The 17,825-nt window shown below is 42.6% G+C and carries 20 protein-coding genes; 8 read left to right on the forward strand and 12 right to left on the reverse strand.

From position 1 onward, the window contains the following. Window position 1: 1 nt before the first annotated feature. The 9 genes from mraY to dinB all read right to left on the reverse strand — a co-directional run bounded on the left by mraY (window position 2) and on the right by dinB (window position 9,393). Window positions 2–1,060 (reverse strand): phospho-N-acetylmuramoyl-pentapeptide-transferase, encoded by a 1,059-nt coding sequence (mraY, locus tag B1s21160_RS03725; protein WP_041887484.1) that lies wholly within the window; start codon window positions 1,058–1,060, stop codon window positions 2–4. Further along, on the reverse strand, window positions 1,057–2,436 hold the full coding sequence (locus B1s21160_RS03730) for a UDP-N-acetylmuramoyl-tripeptide--D-alanyl-D-alanine ligase (RefSeq protein ID WP_095672468.1): 1,380 nt from the start codon (window positions 2,434–2,436) through the stop codon (window positions 1,057–1,059). The genes mraY and B1s21160_RS03730 overlap by 4 nt, the downstream gene beginning before the upstream one ends. Continuing rightward, entirely contained in the window at window positions 2,433–3,902 is a 1,470-nt protein-coding gene (locus B1s21160_RS03735) for a UDP-N-acetylmuramoyl-L-alanyl-D-glutamate--2,6-diaminopimelate ligase (protein ID WP_095672469.1), read from the reverse strand. The genes B1s21160_RS03730 and B1s21160_RS03735 overlap by 4 nt, the downstream gene beginning before the upstream one ends. 2 nt (window positions 3,903–3,904) lie before the next feature. Next, window positions 3,905–5,713, reverse strand: coding sequence for a peptidoglycan D,D-transpeptidase FtsI family protein (locus tag B1s21160_RS03740; RefSeq protein WP_095672470.1), 1,809 nt, complete (start codon window positions 5,711–5,713; stop codon window positions 3,905–3,907). Next, the gene (gene ftsL, locus B1s21160_RS03745) at window positions 5,713–6,093 is read right to left on the reverse strand and encodes a cell division protein FtsL (protein WP_041887480.1); all 381 of its coding nucleotides are present in this window, start codon (window positions 6,091–6,093) and stop codon (window positions 5,713–5,715) included. Before ftsL ends, B1s21160_RS03740 begins: the two co-directional genes overlap by 1 nt. Continuing rightward, window positions 6,093–7,046, reverse strand: a complete 954-nt coding sequence (rsmH, locus tag B1s21160_RS03750; protein WP_095672471.1) for a 16S rRNA (cytosine(1402)-N(4))-methyltransferase RsmH — start codon at window positions 7,044–7,046, stop codon at window positions 6,093–6,095. The genes ftsL and rsmH overlap by 1 nt, the downstream gene beginning before the upstream one ends. Before the next feature lie 180 nt (window positions 7,047–7,226). Further along, window positions 7,227–7,658, reverse strand: a complete 432-nt coding sequence (mraZ, locus tag B1s21160_RS03755; protein WP_041887479.1) for a division/cell wall cluster transcriptional repressor MraZ — start codon at window positions 7,656–7,658, stop codon at window positions 7,227–7,229. 161 nt (window positions 7,659–7,819) lie between these two features. Then, on the reverse strand, window positions 7,820–8,164 hold the full coding sequence (locus tag B1s21160_RS03760; RefSeq protein WP_041887478.1) for a DUF3040 domain-containing protein: 345 nt from the start codon (window positions 8,162–8,164) through the stop codon (window positions 7,820–7,822). A gap of 44 nt (window positions 8,165–8,208) precedes the next feature. Continuing rightward, window positions 8,209–9,393: a DNA polymerase IV gene (gene dinB / locus B1s21160_RS03765; RefSeq protein ID WP_041887477.1), complete on the reverse strand. Its 1,185-nt coding sequence runs from the start codon at window positions 9,391–9,393 to the stop codon at window positions 8,209–8,211. A gap of 135 nt (window positions 9,394–9,528) precedes the next feature. On the opposite strand from dinB, the gene B1s21160_RS03770 reads away from it, so the two are divergent. The 4 genes from B1s21160_RS03770 (at window position 9,529) to B1s21160_RS03785 (ending at window position 11,866) form a co-directional block, all read left to right on the forward strand. Further along, window positions 9,529–9,951, forward strand: coding sequence for a DoxX family protein (locus tag B1s21160_RS03770; protein ID WP_223297923.1), 423 nt, complete (start codon window positions 9,529–9,531; stop codon window positions 9,949–9,951). 83 nt (window positions 9,952–10,034) lie between these two features. Beyond that, window positions 10,035–10,784, forward strand: coding sequence for a sulfite exporter TauE/SafE family protein (locus tag B1s21160_RS03775; RefSeq protein WP_041887476.1), 750 nt, complete (start codon window positions 10,035–10,037; stop codon window positions 10,782–10,784). Between the two features lie 25 nt (window positions 10,785–10,809). Beyond that, window positions 10,810–11,475 carry an aquaporin gene (locus B1s21160_RS03780; RefSeq protein WP_095672472.1) on the forward strand — a complete coding sequence of 222 codons (666 nt, stop codon included), beginning with the start codon at window positions 10,810–10,812 and terminating at the stop codon, window positions 11,473–11,475. Continuing rightward, window positions 11,468–11,866, forward strand: a complete 399-nt coding sequence (locus B1s21160_RS03785) for an arsenate reductase ArsC (protein WP_095672473.1) — start codon at window positions 11,468–11,470, stop codon at window positions 11,864–11,866. Before B1s21160_RS03780 ends, B1s21160_RS03785 begins: the two co-directional genes overlap by 8 nt. Here the strand turns inward: B1s21160_RS03785 and B1s21160_RS03790 are convergent. Further along, on the reverse strand, window positions 11,859–12,173 hold the full coding sequence (locus tag B1s21160_RS03790) for a rhodanese-like domain-containing protein (RefSeq protein ID WP_095672474.1): 315 nt from the start codon (window positions 12,171–12,173) through the stop codon (window positions 11,859–11,861). The two genes, B1s21160_RS03785 and B1s21160_RS03790, sit on opposite strands and share 8 nt — an antisense overlap. A gap of 121 nt (window positions 12,174–12,294) precedes the next feature. Between B1s21160_RS03790 and B1s21160_RS03795 the strand changes: the two genes are divergently transcribed. From B1s21160_RS03795 to B1s21160_RS03810, 4 genes are read left to right on the forward strand one after another with little or no spacing between them, the layout of a single operon-like run. Next, window positions 12,295–12,957 (forward strand): spheroidene monooxygenase, encoded by a 663-nt coding sequence (locus B1s21160_RS03795; protein WP_095672475.1) that lies wholly within the window; start codon window positions 12,295–12,297, stop codon window positions 12,955–12,957. 18 nt (window positions 12,958–12,975) lie between these two features. After that, window positions 12,976–13,788 carry a carotenoid biosynthesis protein gene (locus B1s21160_RS03800; protein WP_095672476.1) on the forward strand — a complete coding sequence of 271 codons (813 nt, stop codon included), beginning with the start codon at window positions 12,976–12,978 and terminating at the stop codon, window positions 13,786–13,788. Continuing rightward, the gene (locus B1s21160_RS03805) at window positions 13,788–14,852 is read left to right on the forward strand and encodes a glycosyltransferase family 2 protein (RefSeq protein WP_095672477.1); all 1,065 of its coding nucleotides are present in this window, start codon (window positions 13,788–13,790) and stop codon (window positions 14,850–14,852) included. The genes B1s21160_RS03800 and B1s21160_RS03805 overlap by 1 nt, the downstream gene beginning before the upstream one ends. Further along, window positions 14,853–16,346, forward strand: coding sequence for a phytoene desaturase family protein (locus tag B1s21160_RS03810; protein ID WP_095672478.1), 1,494 nt, complete (start codon window positions 14,853–14,855; stop codon window positions 16,344–16,346). Here B1s21160_RS03810 and B1s21160_RS03815 read toward each other — a convergent pair. Beyond that, window positions 16,343–16,960 carry a CDP-alcohol phosphatidyltransferase family protein gene (locus tag B1s21160_RS03815; RefSeq protein WP_095672479.1) on the reverse strand — a complete coding sequence of 206 codons (618 nt, stop codon included), beginning with the start codon at window positions 16,958–16,960 and terminating at the stop codon, window positions 16,343–16,345. The genes B1s21160_RS03810 and B1s21160_RS03815 overlap by 4 nt on opposite strands. Further along, on the reverse strand, window positions 16,957–17,823 hold the full coding sequence (gene metF / locus B1s21160_RS03820) for a methylenetetrahydrofolate reductase [NAD(P)H] (RefSeq protein ID WP_095672480.1): 867 nt from the start codon (window positions 17,821–17,823) through the stop codon (window positions 16,957–16,959). Before metF ends, B1s21160_RS03815 begins: the two co-directional genes overlap by 4 nt. Window positions 17,824–17,825: the final 2 nt, after the last annotated feature.

The following is a 17,825-nucleotide window of genomic DNA, read 5'->3' on the forward strand; positions in this document are numbered from 1 at the left end:
GCTAGGAAACGACCCATTGGGCATAAAACAATCCCAAGCCTGCGGCAACACCAAGACTGGCAATGATCCAGAATCTGATGACAATGGTTACCTCGCCCCAACCCATTAATTCAAAGTGATGCTGCAATGGGGCCATCTTGAAAACACGCTTGCCACCTGAAATTTTAAAATAAACCACTTGAATTATTACCGACGCAGTAATCAGAACAAATATAAATCCAAGCACAACTAGCAACAGTTGAGTTCTTAATGTTATTGCCATTCCAGCTAATGCTCCGCCCAACGCAAGGGAGCCAACATCACCCATAAATATTTTGGCGGGTGAAGCATTCCACCATAAAAATCCGCCACATGCACCCGCTAATGCAGCCGCTAATACAGCAAGATCAAGCGGATCTCTAACCTCATAACATTTAAGCCCAGGTGATACCGCGCAACTTTGGCCAAACTCCCAAACCCCAATTAAAATGAAGGCGGTAAAAACCATAACTGCGGCGCCAGTGGCCAAGCCGTCTAATCCATCAGTCAAATTCACACCATTACTAGTTGCTAGCACCATCAAAATTACCCAAATAATTACAAGCGCAACTGACATTTTTATCGCGGTATCTCTTACCGTGGATAGGTTTGCTGAAATTGGAGATAAACCATCTTGGTCTGGAAACTGCAATCCAGCATAAGCAAATAATCCAGCAACTAAAGCTTGACCAAATAATTTTTGCTTAGCTTTTAATCCTAACGATCTTTGTTTTACGATTTTTAGCCAATCATCCAATAATCCAACAAATCCCAGTCCCAGAATTAGTCCAATTACCAATAATGCTGATGTAGTTGGGGCAACACCGGTTATTAAGTGGCTTGCGAAATAACCCACAATTACCGCAGCTATTAAAGCAAGACCCCCCATAGTTGGTGTTCCATGCTTTATATGATGTGTAGTTGGCCCATCTTCACGAATTATTTGGCCGTAACCCTTCCTTGTTAAGATTTTTATTAAAGCAGGAGTAGCAAAGAAGGCAAAAATTGCAGCGATAGCACCAGAGAGCAAAATACCTTTCATTTCTCTCTCCCATTCCAGGCATCTTTAATAATGCTAGCTAGCTCTTCAAACTTCTCAGACCTTGATGCCTTGAGCAACACCACATCGCCAGCCGAAAAATTCTTGACTAACTCTAAAACAGCCTGCGGGTTTGAGCACTTATGTAGGAGCAAATTCCCCTCAAAATCCTTTTTTGCAGGCAGTGTGTAGAGCTCGGTGCCCACACTGACTAGATGATCTATCCCAATCTCAACACAGTACTGCGCAACATCCTCATGGCCCGATTTCTCAGATCCACCTAACTCATGCATTTTGCCTAAAATCGCCCAAGATTGTCCGCCACCTTCTTGGCTTAAGAAAGCAAGTGACTTCACCGCTGCCTTCATACTTTCTGGATTAGCGTTGTAATAATCGTGAATTATTTTAATTTCGGAGAAATCCTCAATTTGCATGCGCCACTTACTGCTCAAAGCAGCGGTAGTAAGACCAAGAGATATTTTCTCACCACCTATACCAAGTGCATATGCTGCGCCAGCAGCACCCAATGCGTTTGCAATTTGATGCTCACCTAGAACATGCAGTGATACTCGGCTTCGATCCTTTGGTGTGACTAGATCAAAATTTGCATATCCGCCGTGGATCTCAATATCAGCCGCTCTTATCTCCTGCCCCTCGCCAAAAAGTATTTTCTTAACCTTTGAATTTTCAGCCATTTTTGGTGTGAAAGAGTCATAACAACCTAAAACTGCAACTTTTCCCTCACCGAGGTTTTCTACCAACTCTGCCTTGGTTTTTGCTAATCTCTCAACAGAACCAAACTCACCTAAATGTGCCTGACCTACAACTAAGACCACGCCAACATCTGGTGATGAGATCTGGGTCAGCTTTGCAATATCACCAACATGTCTGGCTCCCATCTCTAAAATACAATATTTTGTATCTTCTGTGCACCTAAGTAAAGTTAATGGCAATCCGATTTCGGTGTTTAGATTATCAATGGTCGAAATAGTTGGGCCAATATTTTTTAAAATAGAGTCTAAGAGCTCTTTAGTAGTGGTTTTTCCTTGTGAACCTGTAATTCCTATTACCTTAAGATCTTTAATGTTTTCTCTAACATATTTTGCTAGATCCAAAAGTGCTCGACCAACATCTGCCACCACAATTGATGAAACCTCAACTGGTTTAGAAACTAATGCAAATTTTGCCCCGGAAGACACAGCTTCGTTGACGAAATCATGACCATCCACATTTAACCCTTTGAAGGCTACAAAAAAAGTGCCATCTGTAGCATTTTTCGAATTGATCACCGGATTTTGATCAATCATCATCTCCTCTGGAATATTGTGTAATTTCCCCGAAACTACCTGGGCAAATTTCGCTGCTGAAATTTTAATCATGATTTCTTGCCCTGCTTAATAGATTCAGATAGCTCGATTCGATCATCAAATGGGGTGATAACGCCTTTAAAATCCTGTCCACTTTCATGTCCTTTTCCTAATACCAAAACCGTATCGCCATCCTTTGCTAGTTTCACTGCCTGATCAATTGCCTGCTTACGATCGGCCAATACAAATCCTTTACTACCCATCACAAGCCCATCAGTCATCTGCATCAAAATCTCATCAGCTGATTCAGAGCGTGGGTTATCGCTGGTAAAAATCGCTTGATCACAACCATCAAATAGCGCTTTACCCATTAAAGATCGCTTGCTGCTGTCTCTATCGCCACCACAACCTAATACACCAATAACACGACCTGAAGTAAAGGATCTGGCAGTTTTTAACACTCGCTCCACAGCATCTGGTGAATGGGCGTAATCAACTAACGCGGTAAATGATTGCCCGGCATCTATTTTTTCTAGCCTTCCTGGAACAGAGTTGAGTTTAGGTAGGACAGATGTGATTTGGGAGGTGGCAACACCCGTTAAATTAGTTATTGCAACCGCTAGTAATAAATTCTCTAAATTAAAATCTCCTAGTAGCCCAAAATCACCAGCGATTACCTCACCTGTTTTAGTGGCAATTTCTACAAAAAATCCGTTTTTAGTTGGTTTTGAACTTTTTAAGTAATAATCCGCGCTGCTGGCTTTTTTAGAGACTGTGGTTACTGCAATAGCAGATTCACTTGCTAATTTGGCGCCATAGGCATCATCAATGTTAATTACCGCAACGCTGGCATACTCTGCGGTAAACAAGGCAGCTTTGGCAGCGAAGTAGGAGTCCATTGTCTTGTGATAATCCAGGTGATCTTGGGTGAGATTTGAAAACGCTACAACTTTATATTTGCATCCCTTGATGCGAGATTGATCAATCGCATGGCTACTGACCTCCATAATGAGATTAGTACATCCTTTTTCTAGAGCTGTTGCTGCCAGAGCTTGTAATTCATCTGCCTCTGGCGTGGTTCTTGCGGTTTGTAAATCTTGACCACCAACTTGAACTCCCAAAGTTCCAATTAGCGCAGATTCCTGGCCACATAGCTGCCAAATTTGTTTAACCAAATTAGCGGTGGTGGTTTTTCCATTAGTGCCAGTCACACCTGCTGCAATTAATTGCTCAAATGGATGGTTAAACAACCACGCAGTAATTGGACCGATAAACTTTCTAGGCTCAGGAGTTATAAAACTTGGAATTCCTGCATCCAATTTTTTATCACTTAATACCGCAGCAGCGCCATTGCTTACTGCCTGCTCAATAAATTTTGCCCCGTGTGTCTTACTCCCAGCAAATGCGATAAATAGATCACCCTTTTTCACCTGCTGTGCATTTATGCAAACCCCAGAAATCATGCAGTTTCGGTCAAAGATTTTTGCATCAAAATCTGCAAGTGATTTACTGATGGAAATCTTTGGCCTAATACTCATTATTAAGCCCCGCTCTTTGCTTTTGTACTCACTGCAGATTTTAAAGCAGCTTCAGTTAGGCTAAAAATAGTTTTATCGGTTTTTGTGGGCTGCACCCGCTTACTTTGCAACACAAAACTCATTACCTTTTTAAATACTGGTCCAGCCAATACTCCACCCCAATGCATTCCTTGTGGGTCTTGAATGGTCACACTAACTACAAACTCAGGTGCATCAGCTGGTGCAAAACCCACAAATGATGCGGTGTAGCCGCTATAGCAACCGCACGCTGTGTTATAGCGATTTGCAGTTCCAGTTTTTCCTGCAATTCGGTAGCCAGGAATTGCCGCTGAAGGCGCAGTTCCGTTTTTGGAAACAACACTTTCCATCATGGCTCTCATATTTTGCGAGGTTTGCTCACTTAAAACTCTTACCGATGCATTTTCCTTTGCCTGGGTGTACTTCCCGCTCTCATCAACCACACCAGCCAATATTGAAGGTGAAACTCGTACGCCATTGTTTGCAATTGTGGCAAAGACTGAGGTGGTTTGCATAGCAGTTAATGAATAACCCTGACCAAAAGCAAATGTTGGCAAAGAGGTGCCAGACCAATCTTTCACTTGTAGTAGTGAGCCAGCGGATTCACCAGGAAGTTTTGAATTAGTACTTTGTCCCATACCAAATTTACGTAGGTACTCATACAATCGATCTTTACCCAACTTTTGGCCAATTTGTATTGATCCGGTATTACTTGAAACCGCAAGCAATCCAGTAGTAGTTAATCGCTGCGTTGGATGCTTTTCATGGTCATGGAAGTACTCATCTGCAACCTTCATTTTGTAAGGAATAGTAAATACCGACTCCGGGGTAATCAGACCCTCTTCCATCGCAGCTGCCACAGTAATTACTTTTCCAGTTGAACCTGGTTCGTATACATCTTGCACCGCTGGGTTGCGCAGTTTGCCCAAAGTAATTGAGTTTGAATTGTTGGGATCAAATGTTGGCGCACTTGCTTGCGCCAAAATGGCACCAGTTTTTGGATCCATAACTATTACCGTGCCTGATTGTGCCCTAGCCGAGGAAACCGCCTGATTAATGGCGTTTTGCGCAACCCATTGAATGTCTCGATCAATAGTTAATCGAATACTAGTTCCAGCTTTTGCCTCCACACTAACTCGTTCAGAACCGGGGATTATTTTTCCGCGACCATTTGCGTAGGCGTATTTACCATTTGTGCCAGCAAGTAAATTATTTAGACTACTTTCAATTCCAGAAGCACCTGCTCCTTGATCGTTGATAATTCCCACCAAAGATGCAGTCAATAATCCGCTTGGGTAATCACGAATATAGCTGCGCTCTGGCACAAAGCCAGCTATTCGCTTACTAATTCCTGCTTTACTTTTTAAGAGAATTGAATTGTATTTTTCAATTGCTTCATAAACTTCACTCCACTTAGCTGGGGTGATATCTTTGGCGATCAATACATATCGTCGTTCTCCGGTAAGGTCAGGTAGAAGTTGGCTGGGAGTCATTCCTAGAATTGGTGCCACTATATTTGCGGCAGTTACTGGGTCATTAACCACTGTTTGATCAACGGCAATATTTATTGCTGTGATACTTCTTGCTAATTCAACCCCATTGATATCGTAGATTGTCCCTCGCGGTGCCAAAAGTGTTGCCGTTTTACCCAACTCAACATTCGCCTTTTCGACATAGCCATTTGCTCTGATTGCCTGAATTTCAATTAAGCGCAATCCGAAAAGTAAAAAAATGACAATTGCAATTGCCACAATTTTGCGAATTCGATCCTGCACCAGTCGAGATTGATTCATTAGCCACCTACCGAGATATCTAGAAACCTTGGGTTACTACTAGGGACCATGCCTAATTTGCTTGCTTGCTCAGCTAATTTTTCAGGTGAGGATTTTTGTGCCACTTGGCGCAAAATTGCCTCTCGCTGATCAGTTAATAGCTGCGCCTCTTGTTTGAGTTGCTTTAGCAAGAATGCATCCCTTGCGAGCGCAGTATTAATCACCAAAAGTGATAGCAGCCCTGCGGTAAAAATAGTTGCAATGAAAATTACAAAGGTGCGCTGGGCTGCAACCTCACCAGACTTAATCTCTGGAACAAGTCGTAAAACAGCTTTGTTAGTTTTTTCGCGGACAATCTTGCGAGATATTTCTATCGCCGGTGCTAACTCAAATATCGCCATTAGGCAGCCACCCGTTCAATCGCTCGAAGTCGCATCGATTGGGAACGTGGATTACTTATCTGCTCATTTTCATCAGCACCCTGGCTGCTGCTGAGTAATAATTTGTAGCTTGCTGCTGAGTTAGGAAGCTCAACAGGTAGCCCCCGTGGGGTGGATGATTTTGTAACATTTGCAAAACACCCTTTAACAATTCGATCCTCCAGGGATTGATAAGACATCACTACCAAGCGCCCACCAATACTTAAGGCTGATAAGGCAGCTGGAATTGCTCGCTCTAAAATGGTGAGCTCTTGATTAACCTCTATCCGAATTGCTTGAAAGGTGCGCTTAGCCGGATTACCACCAGTGCGCCGAGCTGCTGCTGGAATTGAGTCTTTAACTATCTGCGCTAGATCCTTAGTGGTATTTAACTCACCGGCTGTTCGCGCCTTGATAATGTTTTCTGCGATCTTGCTAGCAAATTTTTCTTCGCCATAATTTTGTAGAATTTTTGCCAACTGTCCGTGAGAGTAGCTACTGAGTACCTGGGCTGCGGTTATGGCAGCACGCTGATCCATCCGCATATCAAGGGGTGCTTCATAGGCGTAGGAGAAGCCCCGCTCTGCCTGGTCTAGTTGCATTGAGGAGACACCTAAATCAAACAAAATTGCATCAGCGCTTTCTAATCCAGCGGTAAGAAGTGACGGTTGAATCTGATCAAATGTGGTGTTAATAAATGTGGTGCGCTTTTCATACTTAGCTAAATTAGATTTAGCGATGCTAATCGCCGATGCATCTCGGTCTAAACCAATTAACTGTAAGTTGGGAAATCGCTCTAGAAATACCTTGGCATGGCCACCTAGACCTAGTGTGGCGTCAATTAAGTAAGGTTTAGATTTATTTTCAAGTGCTGGAGATAGCAAATCTACACAGCGCTCAACTGCCACTGGTGTGTGCGAAACCTTTGCACTCATTTGCCTCTCCCCCTTTTTTTCTTCTTCTTTTTCTTAGAACTTTTATTACTTTCATCTACCCAGATATCTACTTAGGTCACCGCCACTTGACGGAACTTTTTTCAATAATGCGCGGCACCGGGGAAGTGGCGCCGCGAATTTTTATAAGTGGCGGTGGCCTAAATAGATATTTGTTTGGATTTAGAACAATCCAGGTAGTACCTCCTCTGATACATCAGCAAAGGTTTTTTCACGATCTGCTAAATACTTACCCCAAGCAGTTTGATCCCAAATTTCAAGTCGGGTATTAGCACCAATTACTACGCAATTTTTTTCTAAGCTGGCGTAAGTTCTAAGTCCAGATGGAATATTGATTCGACCTTGGTTATCTGGCACCTCATCATGAGCACCGGCAAACATCACTCTTAAATAATCACGAGAATTTTTCTGAGTGACTGGTGCTTGACGTAATCTTTCAGTAATTAATGCAAACTCAGCTGCTGGAAAAACATAAAGGCAGTTCTCCTGACCCTTTGTTATTACTAAACCATCTGCTAATTCATCTCTAAATCGAGCTGGCAAAATTAATCTGCCCTTTTCATCAAGTTTGGGCTCATGGGTGCCAAGAAACATCAACTGGCCTCCCCACGCTCAGATTACGGCTTAGGCCACCACTTTACTCCCTTTTTCCCCACTTTCAACCCCCCTCACCCACTATCACTCCACTACCCTCCCAGCCGAAAATGGGCATAAAAAAACCGCCCAGATAGGCGGTAGGCGACTCTTAATGCAGCTTAATTCTGGTTGTTACGCCGATCCCATCTCTCCTCGAGCCCTTGCCCCCACCCCGGCTTTTTTACCCCTTTAAAGCCAGTTTTCACCGTGAGGTTGGTGATGAAGAGCAACAATCCAGCTAGACAGATTAGAAATGCAATCACTCCCACTGCGGTGACCTGAGCGATCAGACCGCTGATCAAAACCAGCAAACCAACTACCACAATGCTTAAGCCCAAGAGCGCCCGAGAGCCCTGGCGGGTGCGAGCCTTACCGGTCAAGGTAGATAGCAGCCGTGGATCCTCTTGCTCCAATGCAGCCTCCATCTCAGCAAGAAGTTTTTTTTCGTGGTCAGAAAGTGCCATATTCGAAATATAGAGCACTTGACGATATTTTTAAACCTAAAGGCTCACTCTTCTTCGTGATCTTCAACCAACCTGGCTGGGCGCAGACTGCCTCTGCCAAATTTGGCTTTAATCCGGTCAATCGCAGAATCGGCTTGACGCCAACTGCTGGCACGTTCGCCCAAAACCATCTGGTGCAGCTCCTCATTGACCACCAAGGAATCTAATGAGACCCCAACTAATCTAATTAGCGCTCGATCAAGATGCAGGTTTAGATATAGCTTTTTCACCACCTCAAATATCTCTTGGGTTCCAGAAACTGGCAGATCCAAACTCTTTGATCTAGTTATTGTTTTAAAATCTGCAAATCTGACTTTAATTGAAACTGTGTTGGTGGCAAAGTTTTTCTCTCGCATTCGTTCTACACTTTTCTCAGTCAATCTTAAGAACTCCTTTAAGATCTCCTCCGATTGATCTAGATCGGTATCAAATGTTTCAGAGGCGCTGATGCTTTTTTCAATATGCACACTTTCAACATCTCGATAATCCCTACCCCAAGCCAACTCATAAAGTGAAGCACCACTTGCTTGGCCTAAAACCCTAATTAATGTACTACGCGGCGTATTGGCAATATCGCCAACTGTCATTAAGCCAATCTTTGCTAATTGCTCATTAGTTTTTGGTCCAACTCCCCATATTTCCTTAGCTGGCAGTGGGTGAAGAAACTCCAAAACTTTTCCTGGATCTATCTCCAGCACCCCATTTGGTTTACAGTGATTTGAAGCGATTTTTGCGATAAATTTGTTATGGGCAATTCCAACAGAACATGTGATTCCTTCACGTGCTTCAACCTCTTTTCTAATTGAATCGGCAATTTGTCTGCCGGTGCCAAGAAGTTTTCTTGCCCCTGTCACATCTAAGAACGCTTCATCCAGAGAGATCGGTTCGACTAAGGGCGTAACATCTTCAAAAATTTTCATCACACTCTCTGAGACCTCTGCGTATCTAGCCATATCAGGGGCAATAAAAACCGCGTGCGGTGCTAAAGCCTTTGCCTTATAAATTGGCATCGCAGCTTTGATACCAAATTTTCTTGCTTCATAATTTGCGGCTGAGACCACACCACGTCTGCCTGCGCCAACAACTACAGCTTTGCCTTTTAATTTTGGATTATCTTTTTCTGCAACCGATGCGTAGAAAGCATCCATATCTACATGCAAAATGGTTGCAAATCCCTCGCTAAAACTCATAAATTTTCCACAAAAAAATCGTTAGACATACCTTAAGTTTAGGTTATATACCTGAGAGTAATGACTAGGCTGATAATTAAACGAATAGATCAAGCCAAATTGGTGAGAATCTCTGAAAGGTAAATAAGGGAATACATGTCAATTACTGAACTTTTACTAGTTGTTGGACGGGTGCTTTTTGCGCTCTTGTTTATTAGCTCTGGAATTTCGCATATAACCAAAAATGCTGCGATGACAAGCTACGCTCAATATAAGAAGATACCAATGGCAAAGTTTGCCGTTTACATAACCGGAGTAATGCTCGTGCTAGGTGGGCTTTATATTGCACTTGGTTTCTATGCTGACCTAGGCGCACTATTACTTGCTGCATTCTTACTTCCCACCGCCTTCTTAATGCACCCATTCTGGAAAGAGAGTGATGCGACTGCTAAGCAAAACGAGAGCATCTCTTTTTTCAAAGATCTTGCATTAGCTGGTGCGGCAATGATTATTTTCGCACTACTTCGCGGTGGCGCAGATTTTGGAAACACGGTAGGAACTCTGCTTTTCTTTGGCTAATATTTAAACAAACCGCCCCTACTTTTTTATACTTTGGGGCGGTTTTCTCATGATTAACCACATTTGTATGAAAGCATCGCCTCATGGAGATATCGCTAATTCTGACCGCATTGATCAGTGGCGGCTTTATTGGCGCAGTCCTTGGCTTTATCGGTGCAGGTGGCGCAATGGTTTCAGTCCCAATTTTGTTATACCTATTTGATTTCACACCAATTAACGCCACAACCGCAGCCTTAGCGGTAGTTTTCTTAGCAGCAATATCTGGCTTGGCGCCAAAATTTAAAAGTGGCGATGTGTTAGTCAAAGAGGCTTTAACAATTTGGGCGCTGGGATTGTTAACAAACATCGGTTTAGGTTTAATCGTTACCAAAATACCTGACAGAGTTATCTTAATTGGATTTTCCTTAGTCCTTCTTGGCGCAGCGTATTCAATGATTAAATCACCAGTTAAAGCTCAACCAGAGAAGAAGATGCCGGTCTGGGCACTACTTTTGCTCTCGTTGTTAATTGGTGCATTAACTGGCCTCTTTGGCATTGGTGGTGGCTTTTTAGCAATTCCGATCTTGGTGTTGTTTTTTCACACTCCCCAAAATAAGGCAGCGGGAACCTCGCTACTAATTATCGCCCTCAATTGCCTCACCGCCTTTATTGCGAAGTTCGCCATTTGGGATCAAATCAATTGGCGCTACCCTTTAATTATCGCCCTGGCAGCGATTGTGGTTGCTCGAGTTGCTTCAAAACTTGCAGCACAAACACCGACTGTTCACCTAAAACGAGGATTCGCCCTGCTACTACTTTGCATTGCCTGCTTTACTATATTAACTCAGACTTAAATCAGTCATTTAAAAGGAGTGCAAGTTGAAAAATCAAAGAATGATCTCGATGGAGTTCTTGGGAACAGGAATTTTGGCAGTAGCAATCGTGGGTTCAGGACATATGGCAATCGACCTGCAAGCAGATTCAGGGATGGTTTTATTCATAAATGCATTAGCTACCGCAATCGGTCTAGCCCTAGTCATCAAAATCGGTATGAAGGTTAGTGGATCTCATTTCAACCCCGCGGTTACCTTGGTTATGTTGCTGCTAAAGAAAATAACTCCACAGCTTGCATTTTTTTATATCTCTGCACAGATAATTGGTGCAATCGCAGGTGTGGGGTTTGCAAATCTGCTTTTTGATCAAAAAGCACTGGATCAATCATCAATTGAGCGCACAGGTTCAAATCTTTTCTTTTCGGAGATTTTTGCAACAGCAATTTTACTTTGGATTATTTTACGTTTTCCAAAGCGAGATGACTTAATTGCAATATATGTTCCACTTTGGATTTTTGGAGCAATATTGTTCACCTCAAGCACCTCATTTGCCAATCCAGCAATCACCATTGGTCGTATTTTTACTAGCTCGGTGGTCGGAATTTCACCTGAATCAGTAATTGCATTTATTGCCGCACAATTAATTGGTGCAAGTTTGGGTTTATTGGCCGCTAAAAATATTACAAATACAAATAAGGAAGGCAATGAGTAAACCTTCAGTCTTATTTGTTTGTGTACATAACGCAGGTCGTTCACAAATGGCTGCCGCCTTCTTAACTCATTTAGCCGGGGACCGTGTTGAGGTGAGATCTGCAGGCTCCGCTCCCGCAGACAGTATCAATCCTGCGGTAGTTGCAGCGCTGCAGGAAATCGGAATTGATATTTCACATGAACAGCCAAAAGTTTTAACAACATCGGCGGTTGAACAATCTGATGTTGTTATCACCATGGGGTGTGGTGATGCTTGTCCCTTTTTTCCAGGCAAGCGCTACTTGGATTGGGTATTGCAAGATCCGGCGGGCCAAGGTGTCGCCGATGTCAGACCCATTCGAGATGAGATTCGCAAGTTGGTTGAGGAATTAATTCCAACCTTGTTTAAATAACTACTGGCTTACCATTTTCAACCCAGGCGATTATTCCGCCAGTTAGATTAAATGTTGAAGTAAAACCTATTTCCTCCATCTTGCTAGCCGCATCAGCCGAACGTTTTCCCGAGCGGCAATAAATTGCGTAGGTTTGCTCTTTATCAAGAGTGGATATGCCAGTGGCGAAGTGCTCCGATAAAACATCAATATTTATGGAATTCGCAATATGACTCTCGGCATATTCAGCTGGGGTGCGCACATCAAGCACAACTACCGTTTTCTCCGCAATCTTTGAATCGAATGAAGTTGCATCTAGGTTTATCATCAGAAGGTAATCTTATCTACATGAAAGCATTAGTTGAAAGCCATGAGCACCACCCCTTTCCAAGATGGGGAGCTCTAAATAGGTTTTATGCAGTGACACCAGCCATGACAGGTGGTAATAAGTGATAACAGTTGTTTACTTTTGGCGGATTAGTAAAGTAGCTCTCCCCATAGCTATTCTAAATATGGCAAGTAATAAATTACTGTTAAAAAAAATTCCAGGTATCTCATTTATCAAATTGCTAGGTACTGGTAAAGGTGAAACTTTCACACCAAAAGATGCTGATCAGTTTCGTTGGGGAATCCTAGCTACTATTAATGAAGATAAACTTGATCAATTAGAGAAATCATTGGTGTTAAAGTTATGGCGAAAAATCTCCTCAAATGAGTATCGCGCTATATTAAAACCAATTTCCTCTCATGGATATTGGTCTGGCAAGCAACCTTTTGAGGTAGAAAAATTTGAATGGAGCGGAAAAATTGTTGCAATTACTAGGGCTCGAATTGTTTGGCGAAAGAATTTTCAATTTTGGCGTGCTGTTCCGCCAGTCACTTTAAGTTTGCACCAATCCCAAGGACTATTAGCTGCAATCGGAATTGGAGAGGCACCGATCGGTCTGCAGGGAACTTTTTCAATCTGGGAAAGTGGAGCTGCGTTGCGGGAGTTTGCCTACAAAGGAAATGCCCATGTCCAGGCAATCAAGGCGACGGAGAGCAACAAGTGGTACTCCGAAGAGCTATTTGCAAGGTTTGCCGTAATTGCGGAGCAGGGCGTACTGCTTTAGTACGGCACAATTACCCCTATGTCGCTGCGCCAATTTTATCCAAGGAAAAACTCTCGCCGCCAAGTATCTAGTTGGAAATTGATTGTCTTGTATACAACCTTGGTGGTGGCAATTGGATTACAAATTTCATACCCACTAATTGAAGGTGAAGCACTTCGAGTTGTAACAATTGCAACAGTTTATTGGGCTGCTGCCGCAATGTTTTTGCATGCAATTATCACCTATGGAATGGTTTACGCATTGCAGTTTATTTCGATTACTTTTATATACGCTCTTGGAGTTGAACAAGTAGGTAGCAGAACTGGCTGGCCCTTTGGAAGTTATGAGTACTCAGGAACATTGGGTTATCAAATTTATGGCGTCCCGTTGGTTGTGCCATTTGCTTGGGTAATGTTGGCGCACCCACTACTTATTGCGGCGAGAAAAGTAACAAAAAATTGGGTTTTTTTATATGGTGGAGTTGGGATGATGGCCTGGGATTTGTTTTTAGATCCTCAAATGGTTGCCGAAGAGAGATGGACTTGGGAATTTTCTGGCTCACATGTTCCGCTTCAGCCTGAAATTCCATTATCAAATGCTTTTGGGTGGCTGTTGACTGGAATGGGACTGATGGCAATATTAAATGCCGTACTTAGAATAGATCGACGAAAAGTAACAACATCATCTGCTGTTCCTGATTTCTTTTTAATTTGGACCTGGTTTTCTGGCATAGTTGGAAATCTATTTTTCTTTGATAGAAGTGGTGTTGCACTCTCTGGCGGCATAGTATTTGGGTTAGTTATGATTCCTTACTTATTTTCTAGGCGATTTGGTCCGCCAACAAATATTTAATGGAGATTTTACTCCTACTAAATGGCTTGGCACTGGCTTTAGTAATCATCAATAGCTTTACAATCCGGGTCATAAAAAATCAGAAAAATACAATTAATCACTCTGTTTCAATTTTAATTCCAATGCGAAATGAGCAGACAAATGTTCAAGGTTGCTTGTCATCAGTTATTGAGCAAAAAGGTTTAGCAAATTTTGAGGTGATTGCATTAGATGACAACTCTGAAGATGCTACAAAATCTTTGATAACAGCTTTTGCCTCTGTAAAGACCATTGCGGGCAGTAACCCACCAGATAAATGGCTGGGAAAGTTGTGGGCTTGCCAGCAGCTAGCAGAGGCGAGCACTGGGGAGTATTTGGTTTTTCTAGATGCTGATGTTCGGCTGAGTGAAAATGCAGTTGCAAGCGCGATTGCACAAATGGGTGATTGGGATTTCTGCTCGCCCTATCCTCGGCAGATAGTGAACGGCTTCATTCAAAGGATCTTTCAACCATTACTGCAATGGTCATGGCTAGTATCGGTGCCGTTACTTATAAGTCAAAAGTTTTCAATTAAATCTATGGCTATTGCCAATGGACAATTTTTAATAATAAAACGAGATGCATATTTAAGATCTGGTGGTCATGCATCGGTGAAATCAGAAGTTTTAGATGATTTGATGTTGGCCAAAAGGCTATTGGGAGCAGGATTTAAGGGTGGAGTAACTGAAGCAAGTGCTATTGCAAGTTGTCATATGTACAGCACCGGTAAGGAATTAATTAAGGGATATCAAAAATCTTTGTGGAAGGCTTTTGGCTCTATTCCTGGAACTTTAATTGCAATCTTCTTGCTATTTGTCACCGGCGTGCTGCCGTTTTTAGCTGCTGTGACTGGCTCACCTTTTGGATTAATCGCCTTTGGATTAATAGTGCTTAGCAGGATAATTGCTGCCCTTCGCACAGGTGGATTACCAAATACCGCACTCCTTCACCCAGTTGCTATTACCTTTCTAATTGGCTTAATTATTTACTCTTGGTTTGGGAAAGTGACCAAGACATTAACTTGGCGGCAGAGACTGGTTGCTTAAATGGCAAAGATTTCAATAATTGGCGCCGGGATAGGTGGCATGAGCGCTGCCGCTCGTCTTGCTAAAAATGGGCACGATATAACAATATTTGAAAATAGTGATCGCTCCGGTGGTAAGTGCAGGACAGAGTGGTTTGGTGATTATGCATTTGATACCGGACCTTCACTCTTAACGCTGCCAGCTGTTTACCGAGATCTTTTCTTGAAAACTGGAAAGCGATTAGAACACATACTGGAGTTGACCCCGGTGGATCCAGCCTTTAATTATCACTTTGCTGATGGTAAATCTGTGCTCTTTCCCAACTTATCCAATCCCAAGACATACGAGGTGATTGAAAATTCCTTTGGAAAAGAGGCAAGTATCGGCTGGGAAAAAATTATTAACCGTGCAGAGCGAATGTGGGAAGTTTCTAGAGAACCATTTGTTGAATCAGAGTTAACCTCGATCTGGCCATTGCTGAAAAACAAAAATTTGATCAAACAAATTTCAGAGATTGCCCCATTTACCTCATTGCGAAAACTTGGAAGTAAATTTCATTTAGATCCACATCTACAAATGATTATTGATAGATATGCCACCTACACCGGTAGTGATCCAAGAACGGCTCCTGCCGTGCTGCTTACAATTGCATTTGTAGAAAGCACATTTGGGGCCTGGCATATTAAAGGTGGAATTGGCCAACTCTCCGTTGCACTTGAACAACGATGTAGAGACCTAGGTGTGAAATTTGAATTTAACACTCAAGTTGAAAAAATTATGACGGCAAGCAACAAGGTCACTGGGATTAGAACCTCCACTGGAAAAACTGTTAACTCAGATTTAGTGGTTGCAAATGCCGATACTGAGTACGTTTATAACAAATTGTTAGACAAGTCTGTATCGGCTGCGCGCAGTGAGCGACGCAAACTAAGAGTGGCGACTAAGTCTCTGGCTGGATTTTCCCTACTTTTAGGATTAGACAATTCAAAGGGCAGCCCAGTGAATGTCAATCACCACAATGTTTACTTTCCCAAAGATTACGATGCAGAGTTTGATGAGATATTCAACAAAAAGGTTCCCGTAACAGACCCGACTATCTACATTTGTGCACCAAAAGATGGCTCTATGGTCTCAGCACCAAATAAAGAATCTTGGTTTGTGCTAGTTAACGCACCTCGCCATGACCTGGAAAACGGATGGAATTGGGAGAACGGAGCAGCTGCTTACGCCCAATCAATTATCAATAAGCTTGATAAGTTGGGACTAAATGTTTCAAATCGCCTAGAGCTTATGAAGTACCGAACTCCTGCCGATTTAGAGAATTATGCAATGGCGCCAGGTGGTTCGATATATGGAACCTCAAGTAATAATGCAGTTTCTGCATTTCTACGTAGTAAAAATCGATCAAAAGTTAAAGGGCTATTTTGTGTTGGGGGCTCTACGCATCCTGGGGGTGGGCTACCGTTGGTGGGAATTAGTGCAGAAATAGTTTCTAACGCTATTGGAAAAGCTTAACTCAATTTCCTATACGCAAACCTGCTAACCATGAAAAGGCTAATACACTGCAGAATTAACCAAATGAAAGTTATTTCATTAAGCATCTCGATACCAAATTGAAATGCAATCAATAATACGAAAATGAATGAGGCTCGTACTGGACGCTCAGCAGGGGTAACAACTCCCACTTCATTAACTCCTAGTCCACCAGCACGGGCTCGCAAATACTCCTGAACCGAGGCGATAAGAAGTACTGCAATCAGCAAATTCATACCCACACCAATTTTGTATAACGCCAGAACCCAAAAGAGCTCGGTAATTCGGTCTGCCAGGGAATCTAGTAATGCTCCCCATTTAGAATTCTTGCCGGTAAGGATCGCCAGGCTGCCATCAATTCCATCACATATAAGTGATATGACTAAAAGTATAGGTGCCCAAATAGTTTGCGCGTATAGATAAAGAATGATTCCAAAAAAAAGTCCCGAAATTGTTAAAGCATTTGGAGTGACACCAATTCTAGAGAGCGGTTTTGAGATTAAATAAGATATGTTTAACCAAGCCTTCACAACTCCACTCACCTGAGCATCACCATGCAATTTGCTCCATGCTGTTAGGAATTCTGATTTATTCATCTCTTCACCAGGCCCAAATTTCTTGCAATTTTGATTGTTGAATCTGCAGAATTCATAGTATAAAAATGGATACCTGGCACATTCATTTCAAGTAACTTACTACCCATCTCGGTAGCAATATCTATGCCAATCTCTCTCACTACGTTTACATCCTCAGAGTGATCTTTAAATCTCGTTAGAATCTGTTCCGGTATCTGCATTCCACTGAGCTCGACCATCCGATTCAGCTGCTTGAGATTTGTAATGGGAAGTATTCCAGCGATAATTGGTAATTTAGAACCTCGTTTACGAAGTCTTTCGACTAGTTGCTGCCATTTGTTAACATCAAAGAAGAACTGAGTTGTGGCAAAAGAAGCTCCCAACTCCTCCTTGCGCAGCAGAACTTCAATATCTTTATCCAGATCAAAATTTGAGGAAGGGTGTCCATCAGGAAATGCTGCAACGCCCACCTTTAAGTCTTTCGATTCAATTGCTAATTCAACCAACTGATCTGCGTGATCAAACCCTCCTGGTATAGATTGCCAATTAGATCTCGGTCCACCTGGCGGGTCTCCGCGCAAAGCTAAGATACTTTCTATTCCAGCTTTTTTATACTGGTCTAAAACATTACTCAATTCGCTTTTAGTTGAACCAACACATGTTAGATGCGCAACTGTTGGAATTGAAGTTCTTGCGGTGATTTCAGTTGTAACTCGAATAGTTCGATCCCTGGTAGATCCGCCAGCGCCATAGGTCACCGAAACAAAATCTGGCTTCAAAGGCGCAAGTTGTGCCAAAACCTGCCAGAGTCGCTCCTCGCCACTTATATCTTTGGGAGGGAAAAACTCAACCGACAAAGTGGGGGCGCTCTGATCATTGCTCACAG

Origin of the sequence: Candidatus Nanopelagicus hibericus (assembly GCF_002288005.1) — a bacterium.
Classification (GTDB): domain Bacteria; phylum Actinomycetota; class Actinomycetes; order Nanopelagicales; family Nanopelagicaceae; genus Nanopelagicus; species Nanopelagicus hibericus.